22 protein-coding genes are annotated in these 22,312 nt (G+C 60.4%); 13 read left to right on the top strand and 9 right to left on the bottom strand.

What is annotated here, in order from left to right; all coding sequences use genetic code 11:
* Positions 1 to 17: 17 nt before the first annotated feature.
* Positions 18 to 413, top strand: a complete 396-nt coding sequence (locus AACL53_RS11230; RefSeq protein WP_291162679.1) for a RidA family protein — start codon at positions 18 to 20, stop codon at positions 411 to 413.
* A 71-nt stretch (positions 414 to 484) separates the two neighbouring features.
* Here the strand turns inward: AACL53_RS11230 and AACL53_RS11235 are convergent, their stop codons facing one another.
* The 9 genes from AACL53_RS11235 to AACL53_RS11275 form a co-directional block, all read right to left on the bottom strand.
* On the bottom strand, positions 485 to 1,294 hold the full coding sequence (locus AACL53_RS11235) for a vWA domain-containing protein (protein WP_339084588.1): 810 nt from the start codon (positions 1,292 to 1,294) through the stop codon (positions 485 to 487).
* A 12-nt stretch (positions 1,295 to 1,306) separates the two neighbouring features.
* Positions 1,307 to 1,648: a helix-turn-helix transcriptional regulator gene (locus AACL53_RS11240; protein WP_339084589.1), complete on the bottom strand. Its 342-nt coding sequence runs from the start codon at positions 1,646 to 1,648 to the stop codon at positions 1,307 to 1,309.
* Positions 1,649 to 1,717: 69 nt separating this feature from the next.
* The gene (locus tag AACL53_RS11245; protein ID WP_339084590.1) at positions 1,718 to 2,059 is read right to left on the bottom strand and encodes a hypothetical protein; all 342 of its coding nucleotides are present in this window, start codon (positions 2,057 to 2,059) and stop codon (positions 1,718 to 1,720) included.
* Positions 2,059 to 2,499: a TspO/MBR family protein gene (locus AACL53_RS11250; protein ID WP_339086928.1), complete on the bottom strand. Its 441-nt coding sequence runs from the start codon at positions 2,497 to 2,499 to the stop codon at positions 2,059 to 2,061. Before AACL53_RS11250 ends, AACL53_RS11245 begins: the two co-directional genes overlap by 1 nt.
* A 47-nt stretch (positions 2,500 to 2,546) precedes the next feature.
* Entirely contained in the window at positions 2,547 to 3,773 is a 1,227-nt protein-coding gene (locus tag AACL53_RS11255) for a geranylgeranyl diphosphate reductase (protein ID WP_339084591.1), read from the bottom strand.
* A 7-nt stretch (positions 3,774 to 3,780) separates the two neighbouring features.
* Entirely contained in the window at positions 3,781 to 5,133 is a 1,353-nt protein-coding gene (locus tag AACL53_RS11260; protein WP_339084592.1) for a BCD family MFS transporter, read from the bottom strand.
* Positions 5,130 to 6,041, bottom strand: a complete 912-nt coding sequence (gene chlG, locus AACL53_RS11265; RefSeq protein WP_339084593.1) for a chlorophyll synthase ChlG — start codon at positions 6,039 to 6,041, stop codon at positions 5,130 to 5,132. The genes AACL53_RS11260 and chlG overlap by 4 nt, the downstream gene beginning before the upstream one ends.
* A gap of 97 nt (positions 6,042 to 6,138) precedes the next feature.
* Complete coding sequence (gene ppsR, locus AACL53_RS11270; RefSeq protein WP_339084594.1) at positions 6,139 to 7,539, bottom strand: transcriptional regulator PpsR; 1,401 nt, start codon at positions 7,537 to 7,539, stop codon at positions 6,139 to 6,141.
* 83 nt (positions 7,540 to 7,622) lie between these two features.
* A complete protein-coding gene (locus tag AACL53_RS11275; protein ID WP_339084595.1) occupies positions 7,623 to 8,501 on the bottom strand; it encodes a B12-binding domain-containing protein in 879 nt (292 codons plus the stop codon).
* 285 nt (positions 8,502 to 8,786) lie between these two features.
* On the opposite strand from AACL53_RS11275, the gene bchF reads away from it, so the two are divergent.
* From bchF to acsF, 12 genes are read left to right on the top strand one after another with little or no spacing between them, the layout of a single operon-like run.
* Positions 8,787 to 9,311 carry a 2-vinyl bacteriochlorophyllide hydratase gene (gene bchF / locus AACL53_RS11280; RefSeq protein ID WP_339084596.1) on the top strand — a complete coding sequence of 175 codons (525 nt, stop codon included), beginning with the start codon at positions 8,787 to 8,789 and terminating at the stop codon, positions 9,309 to 9,311.
* Complete coding sequence (locus AACL53_RS11285; RefSeq protein WP_339084597.1) at positions 9,308 to 10,603, top strand: ferredoxin:protochlorophyllide reductase (ATP-dependent) subunit N; 1,296 nt, start codon at positions 9,308 to 9,310, stop codon at positions 10,601 to 10,603. Before bchF ends, AACL53_RS11285 begins: the two co-directional genes overlap by 4 nt.
* Positions 10,604 to 10,608: 5 nt before the next feature.
* Positions 10,609 to 12,183: a ferredoxin:protochlorophyllide reductase (ATP-dependent) subunit B gene (gene bchB, locus AACL53_RS11290; protein WP_339084598.1), complete on the top strand. Its 1,575-nt coding sequence runs from the start codon at positions 10,609 to 10,611 to the stop codon at positions 12,181 to 12,183.
* Positions 12,158 to 15,922, top strand: coding sequence for a magnesium chelatase subunit H (locus AACL53_RS11295; protein WP_339084599.1), 3,765 nt, complete (start codon positions 12,158 to 12,160; stop codon positions 15,920 to 15,922). Before bchB ends, AACL53_RS11295 begins: the two co-directional genes overlap by 26 nt.
* Positions 15,919 to 16,812 (top strand): ferredoxin:protochlorophyllide reductase (ATP-dependent) iron-sulfur ATP-binding protein, encoded by an 894-nt coding sequence (bchL, locus tag AACL53_RS11300; RefSeq protein ID WP_339084600.1) that lies wholly within the window; start codon positions 15,919 to 15,921, stop codon positions 16,810 to 16,812. Before AACL53_RS11295 ends, bchL begins: the two co-directional genes overlap by 4 nt.
* Entirely contained in the window at positions 16,812 to 17,513 is a 702-nt protein-coding gene (gene bchM / locus AACL53_RS11305; protein ID WP_339084601.1) for a magnesium protoporphyrin IX methyltransferase, read from the top strand. The genes bchL and bchM overlap by 1 nt, the downstream gene beginning before the upstream one ends.
* Positions 17,510 to 18,943, top strand: a complete 1,434-nt coding sequence (locus AACL53_RS11310; protein ID WP_339084602.1) for a PucC family protein — start codon at positions 17,510 to 17,512, stop codon at positions 18,941 to 18,943. The genes bchM and AACL53_RS11310 overlap by 4 nt, the downstream gene beginning before the upstream one ends.
* Before the next feature lie 21 nt (positions 18,944 to 18,964).
* Positions 18,965 to 19,801 (top strand): PRC-barrel domain-containing protein, encoded by an 837-nt coding sequence (locus AACL53_RS11315; protein ID WP_339084603.1) that lies wholly within the window; start codon positions 18,965 to 18,967, stop codon positions 19,799 to 19,801.
* Entirely contained in the window at positions 19,798 to 20,463 is a 666-nt protein-coding gene (gene puhB / locus AACL53_RS11320) for a photosynthetic complex putative assembly protein PuhB (RefSeq protein WP_339084604.1), read from the top strand. Before AACL53_RS11315 ends, puhB begins: the two co-directional genes overlap by 4 nt.
* Positions 20,464 to 20,474: 11 nt before the next feature.
* Complete coding sequence (gene puhC / locus AACL53_RS11325; RefSeq protein ID WP_339084605.1) at positions 20,475 to 20,936, top strand: photosynthetic complex assembly protein PuhC; 462 nt, start codon at positions 20,475 to 20,477, stop codon at positions 20,934 to 20,936.
* Positions 20,933 to 21,238 (top strand): hypothetical protein, encoded by a 306-nt coding sequence (locus tag AACL53_RS11330; protein WP_339084606.1) that lies wholly within the window; start codon positions 20,933 to 20,935, stop codon positions 21,236 to 21,238. Before puhC ends, AACL53_RS11330 begins: the two co-directional genes overlap by 4 nt.
* On the top strand, positions 21,235 to 22,299 hold the full coding sequence (acsF, locus tag AACL53_RS11335) for a magnesium-protoporphyrin IX monomethyl ester (oxidative) cyclase (RefSeq protein ID WP_339084607.1): 1,065 nt from the start codon (positions 21,235 to 21,237) through the stop codon (positions 22,297 to 22,299). Before AACL53_RS11330 ends, acsF begins: the two co-directional genes overlap by 4 nt.
* The last annotated feature ends 13 nt before the right edge of the window (positions 22,300 to 22,312 follow it).

Here is a 22,312-nt window from a genome sequence, read left to right on the forward strand (position 1 = left end):
ACCTTGAAAGGAGCGATATGACGAAAACCGCCAACAAAAATCAGCGGCTCAACGTTTCATCCGGCGGCGCGTACGAATCCGTCTTCGGATATTCGCGCGCCGTGCGCGTGGGCGACGACGTGCACGTTTCTGGAACGTGCGCGCCCGCCGGCAATGAGAAGAGCGACGTTTACACACAAACGCGCGCGGCGCTTGCGATCATCGAAAAAGCGCTCGCCGATGCCGGAGCGACGACGAGCCAGGTCGTGCGAACGGTCGTCTACCTTCGCGATATCAACGACGCCGAGGACGTTGCGAGAGCCCATCTCGAAACGTTCGATGCGATCAGGCCTGCGAGCACGCTCGTGCAAGTCACGTCCATGATGCGGCCCTGGCAAAAGGTTGAGATCGAGGCCTACGCCAAGATCGTCTGAGCAGAGCGCTGAGAAGCGCCTCCCCCGGATGCCAAGACGATTGGGCCGCAAGAAAAATGCGGCTCTATTTCTTAGCTTCCCCAGATGTCGTCCGAACCGCTCTCGACCCAGGCGTCCTCGGGCTTTGGAGCCGCAGCCGGCTGTCCGCGTTTGATGGCCTTCTTCAGATCATCAACAATATCGACATCGACGATGCCCTTGCCGCCTGACGCGTCACCCATCCGCCTGCGCATCTGCATGGTGAACTTCTCCGATCGGGCATAGACCTTGGCATCTTCGAAGTCAGAACAGGCATAGCGGATGTTCGACACCGACATAGCCATCATCGTTTCAGAGAGCGCCGCTTCATCCAGCCCGATGTTGGCGACATTGGCAGGACGGATCCCCATGCGAGTGCCCTGTTGCGCCGAGGCGAGCCCGGCGCCCAAGAATAGGATCAGCCAGCCCTTTTCCTGGCGGTCGTCGATCAAGGCCTCGATGCTTTCATAAGTGTGCTTCCGGCTCTGGTTCTCCTGACCGTCGGTCACAACGACCATGATCGCCTTCTCACCATTGCTGGCCGCGAGCTTGACGTCGATCTTGCCGATGCCCCGCCCGATCGCATCGAGCAGCGGCGTGCCTGAACGGGGCGCGAAGTCGGCGGCGGTGAGCTCCGCAGTATCGGCGATCTTGCCGTCGCGGATCGTGTCAATGGATTCGGTGTCGAAAATCACCAGCTCGAATTCGGCATCCTTCAGCGTCGCGTCTGCTTTGGAGTCCTTCAGGTATTTGTTGACGGCGGTGATCGTCGCTTCGCGGCAGCTCGACATCGAGCCGGAACGGTCGAGAACCATGACGATGGTAGTGTGGCCGGTCGCGTCGGTCTTGCTCGTTTCGGTCATGCGGGTATCCTTTCAGGTTTCCCAAACGTCCTTCTTGCCAAGCACCCGATGGATGGCTGCGAGCTTCGTTTCCGTGGCGCTAAGGCGCGCACGGAGGTCTTTGACGGCCACCTCTTCGTCGGCGCCAAGCAGAGCAGCGGGGTTCAGGTTCATTTCCTCGCAGGCGATCAGGAATTGGCGGAGCGTCATCTCGGTGCCGCCGCTTTCCAGCCGCGAGTATTGGCTGTTGGACAATTCCATCGCCTCGGCGATGGCCGTTTGTGTCAGCCCCGACAATCGTCTGGCATCACTTAAGCGCTCGCGGATCTCGGCGAGGCGCTCATCGACGGTTTTTGACTTCGAGTGCTTCGACATGGATTGCATGTGGCGCAAGGCGTCAATTGCGTCAAGTGCAATAGATCATTTTTTTTCGTTTTGGCCCCGTCATCGGCCGGAAGAGCGTGCAGTTCGATCGTTGCCGCGGATTTCTCGGGGCAAGTGATACGGACGGCCCTTCAACCGGAGCAACACATCTCCGAGATGCGCGATCAAAGCCGCAAACAGCCATCCGGCTATGATAGGCCAAGGCGCGGTTGCGAGCGCCGCTCGAAGCGCTAAGAGCAAAAAAATTCCCGGAATCATCAAGCCCAGAATCTCGTAGGAGTTCAGACCTTGGCCGGTGATCCGGTGATAGGCGATCATCGCGAAAACTTCGATCGCCATGAACCCGAAAATGATATCGACGATACTGCCGCCCGCGAACGACTGTTCCATGAGTTCCAGCATCAAAACGGCACCCCGAACCCGTTGAGTTTGACGATCTCGAAGTTAAGGAGAGCTGCGAAAGTCACCCACGCGAGGTACGGAACGAGAAGCAAGCTTGCTGCCTTCGAATACCGGGCGAAGATGATCATGGGCACGAAGATCGAGAACCAGAGGAAGCCGACTTCCACGATCGCCCAATCCGGCCGATGCAGCCGGAAAAAGAGAGCACTCCATAAGATGTTCAAAATTCCATTTATTGCGAAAAGCCCGATGACCCATTCACGGCTGGCATCCGTCGGCGCGTGTCTCCAGGCCGTGACGCCGGAGAGGGCCGCCGCCGCAAATATCACCGTCCACGCGGGGCCGAACGCCCAGTCCGGCGGCTGCCAATCCGGCTTTTTCAGGCCCTCGTACCACGGACCCAGATCGGTCATTGATGCCCCAAGTATCGCGACGACCATCGCGGCGGAAGCGGCGGCAAGAACGGGAAGCCAAAGGCTCGATTTCGTCACGGCGCGACGAGCCCCAGCAAGTGCGCCATATCTTTAAAGAAGATGCGGACGTGAGCCATCGGGTCTTTCCGCACCAGCTTTTTGTGCATGTAGGATTCCCACGTCAGCCGCTGCACGTCAGGGTCTCCGCACATTTTAACGAACCGCTCGCGACGGCCTTCGCTGCTGTACCAGAAGCGCTGCATGATACTGAGCACCCAGAAAACGCGGCCGTGATCGCGCATGAAATTTCTACGCGCGCTGGCGAGCGACCGCGCTTCGCCTGTTGTCAGGAATTGTTCGACCGCATCCGCAGCAAGACGGCCTCCCGTCATGGCATAAAAAATGCCTTCTCCGGACGCGGGCGCCACAACACCGGCAGCATCCCCCGCGAGAACGATATCCCGGCCGTTGTCCCACTTCTTGAGCGGGCGTAACGGTATCGGCGCACCTTCGCGGCGGATCGTTTCAGTTTCGCCCAAGCCCGTGCTTGCGCGCAGCGCGCCAACCGCCGAGCGCAAGGAAAATCCCTTATGCGCACTCCCCGTGCCGATGCTCGCCGTCTCTCCGTGCGGGAAGATCCATGCGTAGAAGTCCGGTGACAACGAACCCTGATAGTAGATGTCGCAACGTCGCCCATCGTAGTCGCGCGGCATCGACGATGGATTTCCCGACTGAGCGCCCGGCGGAATTCGGACGATCTCATGATATGCGAAGACATAAGGCACGCGCCCAGCGCCAGGAATGGCTTGCCGGGCAACCGCTGACAAGGCGCCGTCCGCACCGACGATGGAACGCGCGCGGACCGAGCGCTTTTCTTCCTCGCCGGTCGATGTCTTCTGGCGATACGTGACGATCGAGAAACCATCGGCATCGCGGCTCAACGAGTCGAATGTTCCCTCGACACGCCGAGCGCCAGCCAGTCTCGCGCGCTCTCGCAACCACTCATCGAACACGTCGCGATCGACCATTCCGACGTAACCGTTGCCTTCGATCGGCATCTCGACGCGCCGTGACTTCGGTGAAAAAATGCGCGCGCCACCGACCCGTGCGACGATGAGATGGCTCGGAATTTCGAACTCTTCGATCAACCTCGGCGGCACCGCACCGCCACACGGCTTGATGCGCCCGGCCCGGTCAAGAAGAAGAACGCTCCGGCCCGTGTTCGCGAGATCGTGGGCCGCTGTTGCCCCTGCAGGGCCGCCACCGACCACGACGGCATCAAACGTTTCAAGTTGCCCCATCGCGTTGCTACCCCTTGTTGGCTTGAGTACCTGCGAGTTCCGGCAATGAGCGCCATTGACGGTCTGAGGGTCGTTCGTTGTTTCGCATCAATCCGCGCGCCAAAACGGCAGATGCTACGAACAGCAATGATTCGAAGAAAAACGCTGCGGCATAGGCTGTGACAGCCGACGCCGTCAAAGCCCGCGCGAGATCGACCACGACGGTTCCCATGAATCCGCCGAGGCCGAATGCGATGGCTTGCGCTGCCCCCCAAACCCCCATGCGGACACCTTCCGTTTTGGCGCGTCCGCCTTTCGCGAGCGCCATCATCGATCCAATGGCTGCCACCGCGAATGCTCCGTTGGCAAACCCGAGAGCAAAGACGTTCATGGAAATCGGCCACGACGGGGCTTGGAATGAGGCGACCGATAAACCGAGCAAAGTTGCGCCCGATGCGAGGCATCCGACGATGCTCCAGGTACCGAGCCCACCTCTCCGCATTGCGCCGCTGCCGGCGACCCCGACGAGAAGCATCCCGGCGAAAACGCCGCCGTGCTGGACACCCGACAGCTGGGTAGATTCTCCCGGCGTAAATCCGAAAACCGACCCTACGAACGGCTCGAGTATCAAATCCTGGGCGCTGTAGGCGAGCATCGAGACGAAGACGAATATCGTGAACCGTCGCGCCTGCACGTCGGCCCAAACTTCGGACACCGCAGCTTTAAACCCGGAGAAATGCGACGACGATGGCGCATCGACCCGACCGCGGATCGCGGATGCTTCGCGCTCAACCTTCCACATGGCCACGCACGTAAGAAGTGTCGCCAGCGCGCCTACAACAGCAGCTATGGAGACGAGCCTCTCAGGCGAGTAAGGGTCCAGGAATTTTCCGGCCACAACCGCGGTTATCGCGATACCGCCAATCATCATCAGCCACACCATCGTGGCAGCGCCTGCTCGTTTGTCTTCGCCGGCGCGCTCCGCAAGCAGCGAGAGAAGCGAAGTTCCCGCCGCGCCGACGCCAAGTCCGATCATGATGAAGGCAAGAACAGCAACGACAATGCCGAGGATCGTGCTTTCGCCCATCAACGCGATTGACGCGGACGCAACGACGGCCCCGATAGCGAGCGTGACGACACCTCCGATAATCCACGGCGTTCGTCGCGTGCTGACGTCAGAACCGTGTCCCCAGACGGGTCTGAGAAATTGCACCGCGTAGTGCAATCCGACCAGCGCGCCCGGAAGCACCGCCGGTAATGCCAGTTCGACGACCATGATGCGGTTCATCGTCGATGTCGTAAGCACGACGATCGCGCCGATCGCCGCCTGCACGAGACCGAGGCGAAAAATTCCAAACCAGCCAAGTGGACGATCGATCATCCGGATCCTCCGTACAAATGACGGAGCGCGAACGCAGCAATCAACATGCCGCTGACGTAGAGACTAACGCCGGTCGCATTGTACCAAGGCGCGAGCTCCCGCGGCTTTTTCACGAGCCGCGTCATCAGGTAGAGCTGAATGATCAATGAAACTGCGATGGCTGCAGCATGGATCGGAGATCCCCATTCGACAAGCAGCCCGGCGACGACGACTTGCGGCGCGGCCATCATTGCGCACGCTACGAGCGCGGCTCGATCAGCCCCGAGTTGTACCGGAAGAGATGCGATCCCCAAACGCTTGTCGCCTTCGATCGACTTGAAGTCGTTGAGCGTCATAATTCCGTGCGCGCCAAAACTGTAGAGCAACGGAATGAGAAGCGCCTTCCAACCGGGAAGCATGCCGGCCATCACGGTCGCGCCGGTAATCCAAGGCAAGCCCTCGTAGCAGAGGGCAACGGCCGAATTACCCCACCAGCCGTTCTTTTTCAGCCGTGGCGGCGGAGCGCTGTATGCCCATGCCAATGCGAGCCCGATGATAGCAGCACCGAAGACCGCCAATCCCAGCGAGGCCGCTACGACGAGAGACACCGCCGTCCAGCACAATGCGAGAATGAAACCCCATTCGCCGGGCACGCGTCCCGAGGGGATAGGCCGATTGGGCTCGTTGATCGCGTCGACGTCGCGGTCGTACCAGTCGTTGACGATTTGACTCGTGGCGCAAACGAGCGGTCCGGTGAGCAGTGCGCCAACCACGACGAATGGCCATCGCCCTTCGAAGCCAATACCCGCAGATACGACCCCGCAACCGAAAGCCCACATTGGCGGAAACCACGTGATCGGCTTCATCAGCTCGACAATCGCGGAGATTGCCGGCAGGCGAAAATCCGTCACTTGTTCGGATCGCTTCATAGCGTCAATTTACATTGACACTCCACGTCAGACAAGTGCGCGGACAGATTATGTTTTGAGAAGTTAAATTCGTACGCCGCCGGTTCGCCGGCAAAGGTCAGCTCGCGTCGTCATCGACGTCGCTGATGCCATAGCGCCGGAGCTTGGAGTAAAGGCTCTGCCTGCTCAATCCGAGCATCTCGGCCGCCGACGCGCGATTGTCTTCAGTCAACTTCAACGCCGCCTCGATGCACAGCTTTTCGATCACATCGGCCGTTTCACGGACAAGCTCTTTGAGGGGGACCCGGCCGACCAACTCCGTCAGCTGCTCAACCGACCTTGGCAGCTCGCTTTTCGAGCGCGCTTTTGGAATTTCGTTCCGGCCGACGTTCCTGATGGTGAAGCCATAGCAGGGCGTATCGCCGGTCGGTACGGAAACCGCAGAAATTTCTACGTTTTCGTACGAGCCATATTCCCCTCGCAGGATCGTCGCAAAGTGACGGACCGAGCCATGATCGCGAATGTTCGTGACGAGTGCGTTGATGTCCACGCCCGGCCGGCCGACCCAGCGATCGATCAACTCGCCACGCACCTGCTCCTCGTTGGCGAGCTGAACGAGATCGAGAAACGCGGGATTGGCCGTCAAAATACGCCGATCGAGATCGGTGACCACAAAGCCGTCAGGAAGATTCTCGACGACGCTGTAGACTTTCGAGGTCGACTTCGGCGTCACGTCTCCAGCGACAACGGGAGATAGGCGAACGAGAATATGCGAGGACGTCTCTTGCCTGAAGAGCGATGCCGAAACGACGCATTCACGCTTGTTTTCGATCAGACGCGCGGTCACTTCATCGGCCCGGCCCGTCGCTTTCACGGAAGCGAGCTGCGCCTGTATCGCCTTCGCACTCTCGGCATCGAAAATCTCGAGGAACGCCTTTCCGGCGATCCGCTTGCTGTTTCGGTTCAAAAGCTGCGTGGCAGCCGGGTTCGCATCGACCAACCGCAAATTATTGGCCTCGACGATGAGAACTGGCTCGGATGCGATCTGGAACAGCACACGGTAGCGGGTCTCCGCATGCCTTAGCCGCGAATATTCGCGTTCCATCGATTGCTGCGCATCGACGAGGCGCTGCTGCAATGCCGCGACCGTCCGAAGATCGCGCCCCACGGCGACAAGGCGGCCATGCGGACCGATGTGGACAACGGAATAACGAATCGGAATGTCGCCGCGCTTCGACGGGTGATTGACTTGCCGCCACTCGATCGGTGCCTTTGTCGATGCGGCGCTACCCAGCAGCTCTTCGATCTTCGGACGGCTCTCAATGGTGACGGTTTCGATCCACGGTTCGCCGACCCACTTGGCGAAACCCTCTCCCGCGAGATCCTCGCTGCCGAAGGCCACGTCACGAATGATGCCCTTTCCGTCGACAATAAGCGCAATGTCGGACGAAGCTGCAATGAGCTTGGCCGCGCTCTCGGCGTCCAGATCACCGAGTGTTCTCTTCGGGGCTCGGAACACGATCCCTGCTTCTCGAGCGAACACGGCTTTATTCCTTGACCAGAATCTTTCGCACTTGCTGCGTCCTCAGTACCGCACTCAAGTTATGTCAAGCAAGTTGGAAAGCTGGAAACGGCCCTGCGCCCGTCTGGGGCCGTCGCATCCGCACCGATACACGTCACAAGTTGGGGATTTTCGAGAAAGAACCGGCCGCCGACCAGCATCCGCACGTCACGGTGAAGTGCCGACTTCCGCAATGCCAGAACAAGTGAGGATAGCGCGCTCTGAGTGGCATCCTTGCTGACCGATAACCCAATCACGTCAAAGGGCTCGCTGTGCGCGAAATTCAAAAGCTCGTCGGTCGAGTGGCAGATGCCTCCCGTCACGTGCCAGCCCGCACGACGAAAGAATTCCTGAACAATGAAGAGTCCGAATGTATGCTGGTCACCCGGCATGACTGCTAAGAATGCCCGCCGCTGCTGTGCGGGTATGATGTCGTCATCGCTTTCGGGAGCGAGGTCCCGGAGCAACTGTTGCAGCTTGGAAAGCGCGATGGTCACGTCCACGAAATCACACAAATCCCGCTTCCAAAGCTCTCCCAAATACCTCGCAGAAGGCGCGAAAAGCCAAAGCAGAACAATGTCTAACGGCACTTCCCGAGTGCGAACGGCTTGCACGAAGGATTTGGCCGCAAGAAGACTGTCAGACATCAGCAGCCTGACGAATTCCTCGACCTCGTCAATCGTGATCGACGGCGTATCCATGAGGTCGGCTTCGAGGCGCGCGCCATGCGTGCTATGGGCAAGCAAAAGACGCGGCACGATCTCGGACTCGATCGTCCGGTGCAGCACGGCCTGTTGAACATCCGAGAGCCCGGACGTGTCGGCTACACGCTCGACCCGGTTGAGCCGAATGTTCCAGTCGCCGATACTGCAATCATGCCAGTATCGCTTCAATTCCGTCAGGGGCCGAATGGTCGACATTGGCTTCCCTCCCACCGCGCTTAGAGCAAGCTCGTGCGCGACGCTTTTTATTTTCTAATCACCTCATGCGGTACGTTTGCACCCACCGCCCATTTTCTCACCCGCGTCAGTTAAATATAATTGACGATAATTCCGCGAGGCAAGGTAGACAATGAAAACCCGTCCGAAAAAAAATGTAAAGTATTTTTTACGTCCATTTTAGTTGACACTCCATTTTTGGAGACATACCCTCCTCCGCAGATCGTCGCTCTCATCGGCGATACCCACTGCGGGAGGGAGAGCCAAGTGGCTCAATCGCGGCACTCTCAAGGGTTCTCGTTATACAGCGCTGAAGAGCGACGCCTGCGCGATGCCTCGCGGTGGACATTGGTGCAAGGCATCCTCGCACCCCTGCAATTCCTGGTGTTTGCCGTCAGCCTTGGCTTGGTGCTTCGCTACCTGGCAACCGGCGACGGATATTCCGCAGCGACAGCATCGATTGTGCTGAAGACGCTGTTTCTCTACGCGATCATGATCACCGGCTCGATCTGGGAGCACGACGTTTTCGGACGCTATCTCTTCGCTCCGGCTTTCTTCTGGGAAGACGTCGTCAGTATGCTCGTCCTTGCGTTACACACGGCGTATCTCACGACGTTGTTTTTGAACGTCTTGGATCCGCGCGAGCAAATGCTGCTCGCCTTGGCGGCGTATGCGTCCTACCTCGTCAATGCCGCGCAATTCCTGTTGAAATTCCGCCGTGCACGTTTGACGGCGCCAAGGCCAGAGCCAACGCCAGAGCCCGAATTCCTCAATGCGATGGAGGGCTCATGACGACCGCCATCGATATTTCCCGCACCGATAAAAACGCCAAAGGCTGCAGCGACCGCCCGGTTCTGCGCCAGCGCGGACAACGCGAAGTCTTCTGCGGCCTCACCGGAATCGTCTGGCTGCACAGGAAAATCCAGGATGCGTTCTTTCTCGTTGTCGGGTCGAGGACCTGCGCGCACCTCATTCAATCGGCTGCCGGAGTCATGATTTTCGCCGAGCCGCGTTTCGCGACGGCGATCCTCGACGAGCGCGACCTTGCCGGATTGGCCGATGCGAACGACGAACTCGACCGCGTGGTCGGCCGCCTGCTTGAACGGCGCCCCGACATCAAGCTCCTCTTCCTTGTCGGATCATGCCCATCCGAGGTGATCAAGCTCGATCTCGCCCGCGCCGCGACGCGCCTTTCAAAAATTCACTCTCCCGACGTTCGCGTCCTGAACTACTCCGGCAGCGGCATAGAAACGACCTTCACACAAGGCGAAGATGCATGCCTCGCCGCGCTCGTTCCGGAATTGCCGCGGCCAGATCATTCGGCACCGCAATCGCTGCTGGTTGTGGGTGTTCTCGCTGACGTTGTTGAAGATCAGTTCCGCCGGCTCTTCGCGGATCTTGGCATTGGTCCCGTGCATTTCCTGCCGCCACGACGGGCGACGGATCTTCCGCCCGCCGGCAAAAACACGCTTGTTCTGCTGGCGCAGCCCTTTCTCGGCGAAACAGCCAAGGCACTCGAAGAACGAGGCGCGAAGCAGCTTCTCGCGATGTTCCCGCTTGGCGCCGAAGGAACAACAGAATGGCTGCGGGCGGCGGCGCGCGCTTGGAACGTGCCCGATGAGAAGTTCCAAACCATCGTCGGCCCGTGCGAACAACGAGCAGAGACCGCGCTCCGTCGGTATCGTGATCGGCTAGCCGGCAAGACGATTTTTTTCTTCCCCGATTCTCAGCTTGAGCTTCCTCTTGCGCGCTTCGTGTCGCGCGAGCTTTCGATGCGCCCAGCCGAGGTTGGAACTCCCTACCTGCATCAGCAGCACCTCGCCGAGGAGCTGGAGCTTCTGCCTTTCGAAACAATCCTCAGCGAAGGCCAGGACGTCGAGAAGCAACTCGATCGCTGCCGCGCGACACATCCCGATGTCGTCGTCTGCGGCCTCGGCCTTGCCAATCCGCTGGAAGCGGAAGGCCTGACGACCAAATGGTCGATCGAATTTCTCTTCACCCCGATTCAAGGTTACGAGCAGGCCGGCGACCTTGCCGAACTTTTCGCGCGCCCGCTCGTTCGCCGCTCCCGGCTGGAGGTCTAGCCAGGATGCAGCTGACCCTCTGGACATACGAAGGACCACCCCACGTCGGCGCGATGCGAGTAGCGACCGCCATGAAAGGCTCGCACTACATCCTTCATGCGCCGCAGGGAGACACCTACGCCGATCTGCTGTTCACGATGATCGAGCGGCGAAGCGAGCGGCCGCCGGTGACGTACACAACGTTCCAGGCCCGCGATCTCGGAAGCGACACGGCGAACCTTTTCAAGACTGCTGTCCGGGACGCCTATGACCGATTCAAGCCCGACATCGTGCTGGTAGGAGCTTCTTGCACGGCGGAACTGCTGCAGGATGATCCGGGCGGCCTTGCATTGGCTCTCGACTTGCCGGTGCCAGTCGTTCCCCTGGAGTTGCCCGCATATCAGAAGAAAGAAAACTGGGGCGCGGCCGAAACGCTCTATCGTGTTGTGCGCGCCTGCGCCGGACCGCACGCCCCACCGGCCGATTGGCAGCGGCCACCGCGCGACAGAACAATGCGTCCGCGCTGCAATCTTCTGGGGCCTACCGCGCTCGGATTCCGGCACCGCGATGACGTCGTGGAAGTGAAGCGGTTGCTCGGCGAGATCGGTATCGACGTGAACTGCGTCGCGCCGCTCGGCGCTACGCGCGATGACCTCTCGAGGCTCGGAGAGGCCGATTTCAACATCGCGCTCTATCCCGAGATCGCAGGCCCAACAGCACAATGGCTCGAGAAGACGTTCCGCCAGCCGTGCGTCAGGAAACCACCTATCGGCGTCTTGGCCACGCGCGAATTCATTGCCGAAGTGGCGCAGGTGGCAAAGGTCGACGCCAGCGCCTTCCTTGCTTCGGAAGCATGCCATTTGCCTTGGTATTCGCGCTCGGTCGACTCCAATTATCTGACCGGAAAACGCGTCTTCATCTTCGCCGACGCAACGCATGCGATCGCCGCCGCGCGCATATGTAAGGAAGAGCTGGGCTTCACCGTCGTCGGGCTCGGAACGTACAGCCGCGAATTCGGCCGCGAAGTCCGTGAAGCAGCCAAAGCCTACGACGTCGACGCGCTGATCACCGACGACTATCTCGAAGTCGAAGCGAAGGTGCAGGAGCTGCAGCCCGAACTCGTGCTTGGAACGCAGATGGAGCGCCATATCGCCAAACGCCTCGGCATTCCGAGCGCGGTGATATCTGCGCCCGTCCACGTGCAAGACTTCCCAGCGCGCTACTCACCGCAGATGGGGTTCGAGGGTGCCAACGTCATTTTCGACAGCTGGGTGCACCCGCTGATGATGGGCCTCGAAGAGCATCTGCTCTCGATGTTCCGCGAAGATTTTGAATTCAACGATGCTGCCGCGCCTTCGCACCTTGGGCCAACGGCGCTGACGAGCGCGGTCGAAGCATCCGCGCCGCCTCAAACCAAAGGCGAGACGAACTTCACGCCACAGATCGCTTGGGCGTCGGAGGCCGAAAACGAGCTTAAGAAGATACCTTTCTTCGTTCGTGGAAAAGCACGTCGGAATACGGAACGCTACGCCACCGAACGTGGCGTCGCGACGGTAACCCTAGAGACGCTTTACGATGCAAAAGCCCATTACGCCCGCTGACGCCAAGAGCGCAGTGCCGGTCAAGTTCGTCATCGTGACGCTCGATAGCCACTTGGCGAGCGCGGCAGAACGGGCGTTGCTGCAGCTTCGTCAAGCACTCCCCGGCCTAGATCTCCGCCTGCACGCCGCCGCTGAGTGGGGCGACAACCCAGATGCGCTCGCCCGCTGCCGCGCCGATATCGCAACGGCGGACTTCATCGTTTCCACGATGCTGTTCATGGAAGACCACATTCAAGCGGTGCTGCCGTCGCTTCAGGCGCGCCGCGACGATTGTGATGCAATCGTCGGCGGCATGTCGGCAGGCGAAGTTATCCGCTTGACTCGGCTCGGCCAGTTCCAAATGGACAAGCCGGAGCGAGGCGCCGTCGCCCTTCTGAAGCGTCTCAGGGGAGCAAAAAAGACCAATGCCACCGCCGGCGCTCAACAGGTGGCCATGCTTCGCCGCATTCCGAAAATATTGCGCTTCATCCCGGGCACGGCACAGGACGTGCGGTCCTATTTCCTGACGCTGCAATATTGTCTTGCCGGCACCGACGACAACATCGTCAATCTGGTGCGCTTTCTGATCGATCGCTACGCCGACGGTCCCCGCCGCGCCTTCCGCGGAACGTTGAAAGCTGAGCTGCCGTCCGAGCACCCCGACGTCGGCGTATATCATCCGCGTCTCGCGCGTCGTCTCTCCGATCGGGCCGACAAGCTGCCTCGCCCGGCTGGCGCTGTGAAAGGTACAGTCGGGCTCCTGGTGATGCGCTCGCAGGTTCTCGCAGGCGATACCGCGCATTACGATGGTGTGATCCACGCTCTGGAAGCACGCGGTCTCAGCGTCATCCCAGCTTTCGCTACGGGATTGGATGCGCGGCCCGCTATCGAAGCATTCTTCAAAAGCGATAACCGCGTTCGCGTCGACGCCGTCGTCTCCCTCACGGGGTTCTCGCTTGTCGGCGGACCGGCCTATAACGACAGCAAGGCAGCCGAGGAAGTTCTAAGCGACCTCGACGTTCCCTACATCGCAGCTCACGCTCTCGAATTCCAGACGCTCGAGCAATGGGGCGCATCCGAGCGCGGCCTCCATCCCGTGGAGGCGACGATGATGGTCGCCATTCCTGAGCTCGACGGCGCCACCGGTCCGACGGTCTTCGGCGGCCGCTCCGATGCTTCAGGAAAACCCTGCGAGGGTTGTCATCGCGCGTGCACGTTCTCCGTGACCGAGAACACCCGTAATATGCATGTCTGCATCGACCGCGCGGAAATGATCGCGGCGCGTGTCGCCAAGCTCGTGGCCCTCAGGAAGACCGCGCGAAAAGATCGCAAGATCGCCGTCGTCCTCTTCAACTTCCCGCCGAACAGCGGAGCGACGGGGACAGCCGCCTACCTCGCTGTCTACGAGTCACTATGGAATACGTTGCACGGCCTCGCGCGCGAAGGTTATTCCGTCGACGTGCCTGCGAGCCCCGACGCTTTGAGAGCAGCGATCCTCGGCGGCAATTCCAGCACATTCGGGATGCCAGCAAACGTCGTGGCGCGCGTTTCGACCGATAGTCAAGTGCGTCGCGAGCGGTGGCTGAACGAGATCGAGACACAATGGGGCCCGGCACCCGGCAAGCTCCAGGCCGATGGCCGATCGATCTTCGTACTCGGCGCTCAGTTCGGCAATGTGTTGGTCGGCGTTCAGCCGGCATTTGGATACGAAGGCGACCCGATGCGGCTTCTGTTCGAGAAGTCGTTCGCGCCGACACACGCCTTCTCGGCCTTCTACCGCTATCTGCGCGAAGACTTCGGAGCCCACGCATATTTGCATTTTGGTACACACGGCGCGCTCGAATTCATGCCGGGCAAACAGGCCGGAATGTCGGGCAGTTCCTGGCCGGACCGGCTCATTGGCGAGACTCCGAACTTCTATCTCTATGCCGCGAACAATCCGTCCGAAGGCTCCATCGCCAAGCGGCGCTCCGCAGCAACGTTGATCAGCTATCTCACGCCGCCGGTCGCGCAAGCCGGGCTCTATCGCGGGCTGATCGATCTCAAAGCGTCTCTCAATCGCTGGCGCGGTCTGCCCCCCGAAGCGGGTGACGAGAAAGCGCGCCTGTCGGAGCTCATCCAATCGCAGGCCGCGGGTCTCGATCTGGCGCCGGCCGAGCCGCTTTGGATTGGCGAAGCTGATCGCGAGGTCGCGACGCTCATAGATGGTGTTCTCGAACTCGAGCACACGCTCATTCCGCACGGACTGCATGTGGTGGGCTTGCCGCCATCGCCCGACGAGCGGGTGGGAATGCTGCTCGCCGTCGCCGATGCCTCTCATGGAGTGACGCCCGAGCGCTCAGCGATTGAGGCACTCGTGGCCGGTGCTAAACCCGAAGCGGTGGTCCACATCAGCGGATTGGCGCCCACGGACGCAAACTTGAATATATTCCGCGAACTCGCGAAGACCGATCGCCTGCTTTCCGAGGACCACGAAGTCTCGGCTATCGTGCACGCGCTCGACGGTCATTTCGTGAAGCCCGCGCCGGGCGGCGATCTGCTGCGAACGCCGCAAATTCTGCCGACCGGCCGCAACGTCCACGGCTTCGATCCGTTCCGTATCCCTAGCGCCTTCGCCGTCGCCGATGGCGCGCATCAAGCAGCCCGCTTACTCGCCCGGCACAAGGCAGAAACCAATGCCCTGCCGGAATCGATCGCAATCGTTCTTTGGGGTACCGACAATCTCAAGTCCGAAGGCGGCCCAATCGCGCAAGCGCTGGCCTTGATCGGCGCGAAGCCGCGCTTCGACGGGTATGGCCGCCTCACGGGCGCATCCTTGATCCCTCTATCCGAGCTAAAACGGCCACGGATCGACGTACTCATGACGTTATCCGGCATCTTCCGCGATTTGCTGCCGTTGCAGACGACGCTGTTGGCCGAAGCCGCGCTGCTCGCGGCCAGAGCCGATGAACCGGCCGATCAGAACTTCGTCCGCAAGCATTCGTTGACATATCAGCTGCAGCACGGATGCGATCTTGAAACAGCAGCACTCCGCGTCTTCAGCAATGCCGACGGCGCGTACGGATCGAACGTCAATCAACTGATCGACAGCGGACGCTGGGACGAGGAAGACGAACTCGCGGAAACCTACACACGCCGCAAATGCTTTGCTTACGGCTGCTCGGGCCGGCCGAACAACCAAGCCGCACTTCTGAAAAGCATGCTGGCGACTGTCGATCTCGCCTACCAAAATCTCGAATCCGTCGAGCTCGGCGTCACGACCGTCGATCATTATTTCGACAACCTCGGCGGCGTCAGCCGCGCCGTCAGACGCGCGAAGGGCAACACGATCCCGGTCTATATCGGAGACCAGACGTGCGGCGAGGGCCAGGTGCGCACGCTCTCCGAGCAGGTGGCTCTTGAAACCCGCACACGTATGCTCAATCCAAAATGGTACGAGGGCATGCTGAAGCATGGCTACGAGGGCGTTCGCCAGATCGAAGCGCACGTAACCAACACCGTCGGTTGGTCCGCGACCACGAGCCAAGTCGCTCCCTGGGTCTACCAGAGGCTCACACAAACATTCGTTCTTGATGAAGAGATGCGCCGGCGCCTCGCCGAGCTCAATCCGCTGGCTTCAGCCAAAGTCGCAAGCCGTCTGCTCGAAGCGCACGAGCGCAAATACTGGACGCCGGACGAGGCAACGCTCGACGCGCTGCGCAAAGCCGGTGAGGAACTAGAGGATCGCGCCGAAGGCGTGGGGTTGGAGGTCGCCGCATGAACGTACTTCTTAGAACCGTTCCTGCCGCGGCAGATGGCGAGGGCAGCGTTCAAGTGGCGCTCGATCCCGCCGTGAAAATCGGCAACGCCAAGGTCTTTTCCGTCTATGGCAAAGGCGGAATTGGCAAGAGCACGGTATCTTCCAATCTATCCGCCGCGTTTTCGAAGCTCGGTAAACGCGTGCTGCAGATCGGGTGCGACCCGAAGCACGACTCGACATTCACGCTGACGAAGAAGCTCGTGCCGACGGTCATCGACGTTCTCGAGTCCGTCAACTTCCACAGCGAGGAGTTGCGCGTCGAAGATTTCGTCTACGAGGGCTACAACGGCGTCATGTGCGTCGAAGCCGGCGGTCCTCCTGCGGGAACGGGATGCGGCGGCTATGTCGTCGGCCAGACGGTCAAGCTTCTCAAAGAGCATCACCTTCTCGAAGACACCGACGTCGTCATCTTCGATGTGCTCGGCGACGTCGTCTGCGGCGGCTTTGCGTCGCCGCTACAGCACGCCGATCGCGCCCTCATCGTAACGGCCAACGATTTCGACTCCATCTTCGCGATGAACCGCATCATCGCGGCAATCCAGGCAAAGTCGAAAAACTATCCCGTGCGCCTCGCGGGCGTCATCGCCAACCGCAGCGCTGCGACCGACCAGATCGATCGCTTCGCGGATGCGACAGGCCTGAAGCGTTTGGCGCTGATTCCCGACCTCGACATCATCCGTCGCAGCCGGCTGAAGAAATCGACGCTCTTCGAAATGGAACCGTCGCCCGAACTCGAAGCCGTCCAGAACGAATATCTGCGCCTTGCCGCAAGCCTTTGGGCCGGCAGTGAACCGCTCGACGCAAAGCCGATGAAGGATCGAGAAATTTTCGATTTTCTGGGGTTCGACTGATGGAAACGCACACATATCTTCGACGCCGCAACCAAATCGAAAGCTACTTCGACGGCACCGCCGCCGAAGCCTGGAAGCGGCTGACATCCGATGCGCCGCTCGGCCGCATTCGTCAGACGGTCCGCGCTGGCCGCGATGACATGCGCGCGACGCTTCTCGGCTGGTTGCCAGACGATCTCCGGGGCATCCGTCTCCTCGACGCCGGTTGCGGGACAGGCGCCCTGGCCAATGAGGCGGCCGCGAGAGGCGCTGAAGTCGTCGCGACCGATCTATCACGATCGCTGATTGAGTTGGCGCGCGACCGTGCGCCGCGAACATTCGGCACCGGACACGTCGAATTCATCGTCGGCGATATGTTGCAGCCGGATCTCGGGCGTTTCGACTACGTCGTCGCTATGGATTCTCTCATACATTATTCCGCGCCCGATATGGTCGTGGTGCTAGCGGGTCTCGCCGCCAAGGCAAGCCGGGGCGTTCTCTTCACCTACGCCCCGAAAACGACTGCCCTTGCGATGATGCACGCTATCGGGCGCGCATTCCCTCGTTCGGACCGCGCTCCCGCGATTGAGCCTATCAGCGCTTTCCACCTCGACGAGCTTGTCGAAGCTGAGCCGAAGCTCCGCGACTGGAACATCTGCCGGACCAAGCGGATCGCAAGCGGATTCTACAAATCCCAGGCCGTGGAGCTTGTCCCCGAATGAAAGGCCTCAACGATAGACTCGCGAAGAAGTGGATTCTGCTCAGCCCAAGGCTGCTGCCATTCGCGGATGCGGCCACCACCGAGTTGCCGCTGCCAAGGCTGCTCCGTCTCTCGCTGTTCCAGGTCACCGTCGGCATGGCGCTGGTGTTGCTCAACGGAACGCTGAACCGCGTGATGATCATCGAGCTCGGCGTCCCGAGTTGGCTCGTCGCGCTCATGATCTCGCTGCCGCTTATCTTCGCGCCATTCCGCGCGCTGATCGGCTTTCGCTCCGATACCCATCGCTCTCTGCTCGGATGGCGGCGCGTGCCGTACATCTGGTTCGGCACCCTGCTCCAGTTCGGCGGTTTGGCGATCATGCCGTTCGCGCTGATCATCTTGTCAGGGGATTCGAATGGTCCGGTATGGGCCGGACATGTGGCGTGTGGGTTGGCCTTCCTGCTGGTCGGCGCGGGGCTCCACACGACGCAGACCGCGGGTCTAGCCCTCGCCACCGATCTCGCGCCTGAAGCATCTCGCCCGCGCGTCGTTGCCTTTCTCTACGTGATGTTGCTCGTTGGCATGGTGGTAAGTGGGATCGCGTTCGGGCGCCTGCTCACGCAATTCAGCGAAATCCGTCTCATCCAGATCATCCAAGGAACTGCGGTTCTGACGATGGTGCTCAACATCATCGCGCTCTGGAAGCAGGAAGTTCGAGATCCCTCACGAACGGCAAGTGACATCGAACACCCGACGTTCCTCCAATCATGGCGCGCCTTCCATATGGGCGGAAGATCGAGCCGCATTCTTCTCGCGGTCGGACTGGGAACAGCCGGCTTCAGTATGCAGGACATCTTGCTCGAGCCCTACGGCGGCGAAGTCTTGCACCTCTCCGTCGGCGCAACAACTGCGTTGACGGCTTTGCTGGCTTCGGGAACGCTCGGCGCCTTTGCGATTGCCTCTCACACTCTGCAGCGCGGCGCCGATCCATATCGTCTCGCAGGTTACGGCGCGCTTGCCGGTGTCGTAGCATTTTCTGCCGTCATTTTTTCGGCCCCCTTTGACTCGCCAACTCTGTTCCGCATCGGCACGACTTGCATCGGTTTTGGCGGCGGGCTCTTCGCAATCGGCACACTGACAGGCGCGATGACGCTCGCCGAATGCGACTCGCGAGGTTTGGCACTTGGCGTGTGGGGGGCCGTGCAGGCTTCCGCGGCAGGGCTCGGAGTCGCACTTGGCGGCGCCATTCGCGATGCCGCAGGAGAACTCGCCTCGCACGGACTACTCGGACCAGCACTGACCGGTCCGGCGGTCGGATACGGCATCGTCTACTATCTGGAAATCATGCTGCTCTTCGTGACCTTGGCCGTTGTCGGACCACTCGTCCGCACTGCGGTTGCTTCTCGGTCGCGCGATCAATCGAGTTTCGGTCTAGCAGAGTTCCCTGGCTAGATTTGCCTTCAGGAGGTTCTAATGAAAGGCGATATCACCCAAGGTATAGATGTGGCGCAGGTCGTCCTCTACGCATTCTGGGCGTTCTTTGCGTATCTCATCTACTGGCTCCGGCGCGAAGACAAGCGCGAGGGTTATCCTCTCGCATTCGAGCGCCCAGAAACGGCGCCCTATCTCAATTTTCCGCCGATTCCAAAACCGAAGACATTCGTACTTCCGCACGGCGGGATCGTGCTTGCGCCGCGGCCTAGCGTCGAGCCCGAGATACGCGCGGAGCCTATTGCTGCCTGGCCCGGAGCGCCACTCGAACCCATCGGCGACCCGATGACGTCCGGAGCCGGTCCCGGCGCCTACGCACTGCGCGCCGACACCCCGGATCTAACACTCGACGGCGTTCCCAAAATCGTTCCGCTTCGCATCGCGAGCGGAGAGCGCCTTGTCACGCACGCCAAGCAAGGCACGGAAACGTCGGCACCGGCGACGTCAGGCGAATACAAGCACTTCACACTCGATCCCAACGATCCCGATCCGCGCGGCATGGAAGTTATCTGTGCCGACGGCCTTGTGGGCGGAATTATTTCGGACGTCTGGATCGACGTCTCCGAAGTGATCATCCGCTACCTCGAGGTTCAGCCGAAAGGCAGCAGCCGTAATGTGCTCCTGCCAATAACCTTTACTCGTATCGACGGCCGCAAGGGCACCGTGACGGTCAAGGCCATTCTTTCCTCGCAGCTCGGCGACGCGCCGACGACACGCGATCCCGAGAAGGTGACTTTCCGCGAGGAAGATCAGATCTGCGCCTATTACGGCGGCGGGCTCCTTTACGCCACGCCGCTCCGGCGGGAGGCTCTGCTGTGAGAGAGCATGACAACGAGCCTGTTCCGGGCCTGCCGGAAGACCTGCCGCACGGAGAGCGCATTCTTTGGCAAGGCGCACCGTCTTGGTCGGGAATTGCTATCCACGCGCTGCACATCCGGGCCGTCGCCATCTACCTCACACTGATCGTTCTATGGGGAACGACGTCGGCCATCGCCAATCACCAGGCGACGGTCGACGTGGTGGTCTTCGCATTCAAGCTCACAGGGCTCGCGCTCACCGCCCTCGCCGCGTTGGTGTTCTTCTCGCGTCTGGTCGCGCGGACCACGCTTTACACGATTACGAACCGCCGCGTCGTTATGAGGTTCGGCGTCGCATTGCCGATCACGATGAACATCCCCCTGAAAATGGTGCAGTCGGCCGGATTGCACGTCTACCGCAACGGCAGCGGCGATATCCCGCTCGCCGTCGCCAGCGAAAGACGCCAGTCGCTCGTCGTCCTTTGGCCGCACGTGCGACCGTGGCGAACGACGAAGCCCGAACCAATGCTGCGCTCGATACCGAAAGCCAATGAGGTCGCGGAGCTATTGAGTTCAGCACTCAAGGCAGCGTCCGTCCGCCCTGAAATCCGGGTGCGTGTGCCGCGTCCCGCATTAGTCGAAACGAAAGCCGCCGCAACGAGCGGCCAAACCGTGGCTGCGTAGGGAGACGTGCCGTGACTGACGCGACAGCCAGAAGTTTCGTCTTTCCGCCGGCCCCGCTTATCTATGCGGCTGCACTGGTGCTGAGTGCCCTCGCCGTCGCGAGCGGCGCACGCGTATCGGGCGTCGGGACGACCCATCTCGATTACACAAATCCGCTGGTCAGCCGCGATCTGCTGTTCGACGACGCCTCCGGCGGTTCAATCTTGATCAAGGATGCCCATAGCGGCGAACTGATCGACACAATTGTTCCCGGCAACGACGGCTTCGTTAGAGCCGTGATGCGGGTTATCGCCCGCGAGCGCCTCATTGCGGGCGGCGCAAAGACAACACCCTTCACCCTGACACGCTGGGACAATGGCCGCCTCACAATCTCCGATCCGGCGAACGGCAAGAAAACGGAGCTGGTCGGCTTCGGGGCTAGCAACGAACAAGCCTTCGCGAAACTTCTCCCGAACGTGAGTAGAGAGCCATGATCAGGGAATTTCTCCGAAACCGCGAGACGATCGATGTTCCGTGCACAATCGAGATCGAGAACACGTTCGAAAGCTTGCATGCGCATGTAAATCTCGACGGCAATCTCGAGATGAACGCCGGCGACGAAGTCCTTGTACATGGCGATCCCGTGCGGGTGCCGTATGGACAGAAAGTCAGCCTTCGCCGCCTCGCGACCGTGACACGAGCAAACAGATTGGACCGGGCTTGGACCCGCCTCCTCGCCCGATTCGAATTGACGGAACTTTACGAAGTCAGCTTCTCATCGGAGAGAAAGTTATGACGATAGAGTCCATCGGGCGGCCGAACAGCGCCACCCTCGCCGCCAAGCACGACACGCTTTTGGCGCCGCGCTTTTACACCACCGACTTTGCCGAACTCGATGCCATGACCGTCGATCGCGTACGAGGCGAATGGGACCAGCTACTCGCCGAAATGCGCGCCGATCCGAACAAAGGGCATTTTCGCCGTAACGCCGAATGGACCAAGATCGAGCTTGAAAGCCTGCCGGAGGGCTTGCGCAAGGAGTTCCTCGATTTCCTGATCAGCTCGCTGACCGCTGAATTTTCGGGCTGCGTGCTCTATGCCGAGATGAAAAAGCGCGGCAAGAACCCCGACATCGTCGAACTTTTCCGCTACATGAGCCGCGATGAGGCCCGCCACGCCGGCTTCATCAACGACGCATTGCGTGATTTCAATATCGGAGTCGACCTCGGCTTTCTGACCAAAACAAAAAAGTACACGTTCTTCCGGCCGAAGTTCATTTTCTACGCGACATACCTTTCGGAAAAGATCGGCTACGCGCGATACATCACCATCTATCGCCATCTCGAACGCAATCCCGACCGCCGGTTCCACCCGATCTTCAAGTGGTTCGAGCAGTGGTGCAACGACGAGTTTCGCCACGGCGAAGCCTTTGCATTGCTGATGCGCGCCAATCCCAAATTCCTGACAGGCCTCAACAAGCTGTGGGTCCGCTTTTTCCTGCTCGCCGTCTACGCCACGATGTACGTGCGCGATCATGCGCGGCCGGAGTTCCACAAGGCGCTCGGCATCGATCCGACCGATTACGACTATCGAGTCTTCCGCATCACCAACGACATCTCAAAGCAAATATTCCCGGTTGTCCTCGATATCGAAAATCCGAGATTCCGCGCCGGCCTCGAGCATCTGCGCGTCATCAACGACAAGCTTTCCGCAGCACAAACTCAAAGCGGCATCCGTGGCAAACTCAAGCGCGCAGCGCTCGGTACCCGCGCGGCATACGCATTCTGCAAGCTCTTCCTGCTGCGCCCCGCCGAAAACACCATCCCTCAATCGAGCCGCATGGCGCCAGCCTGGTAAGCCGGAGTTTCCG

It is taken from the genome of Hyphomicrobium sp. ghe19 (genome assembly GCF_902712875.1).
Classification (GTDB): Bacteria; Pseudomonadota; Alphaproteobacteria; order Rhizobiales; family Hyphomicrobiaceae; genus Hyphomicrobium_B.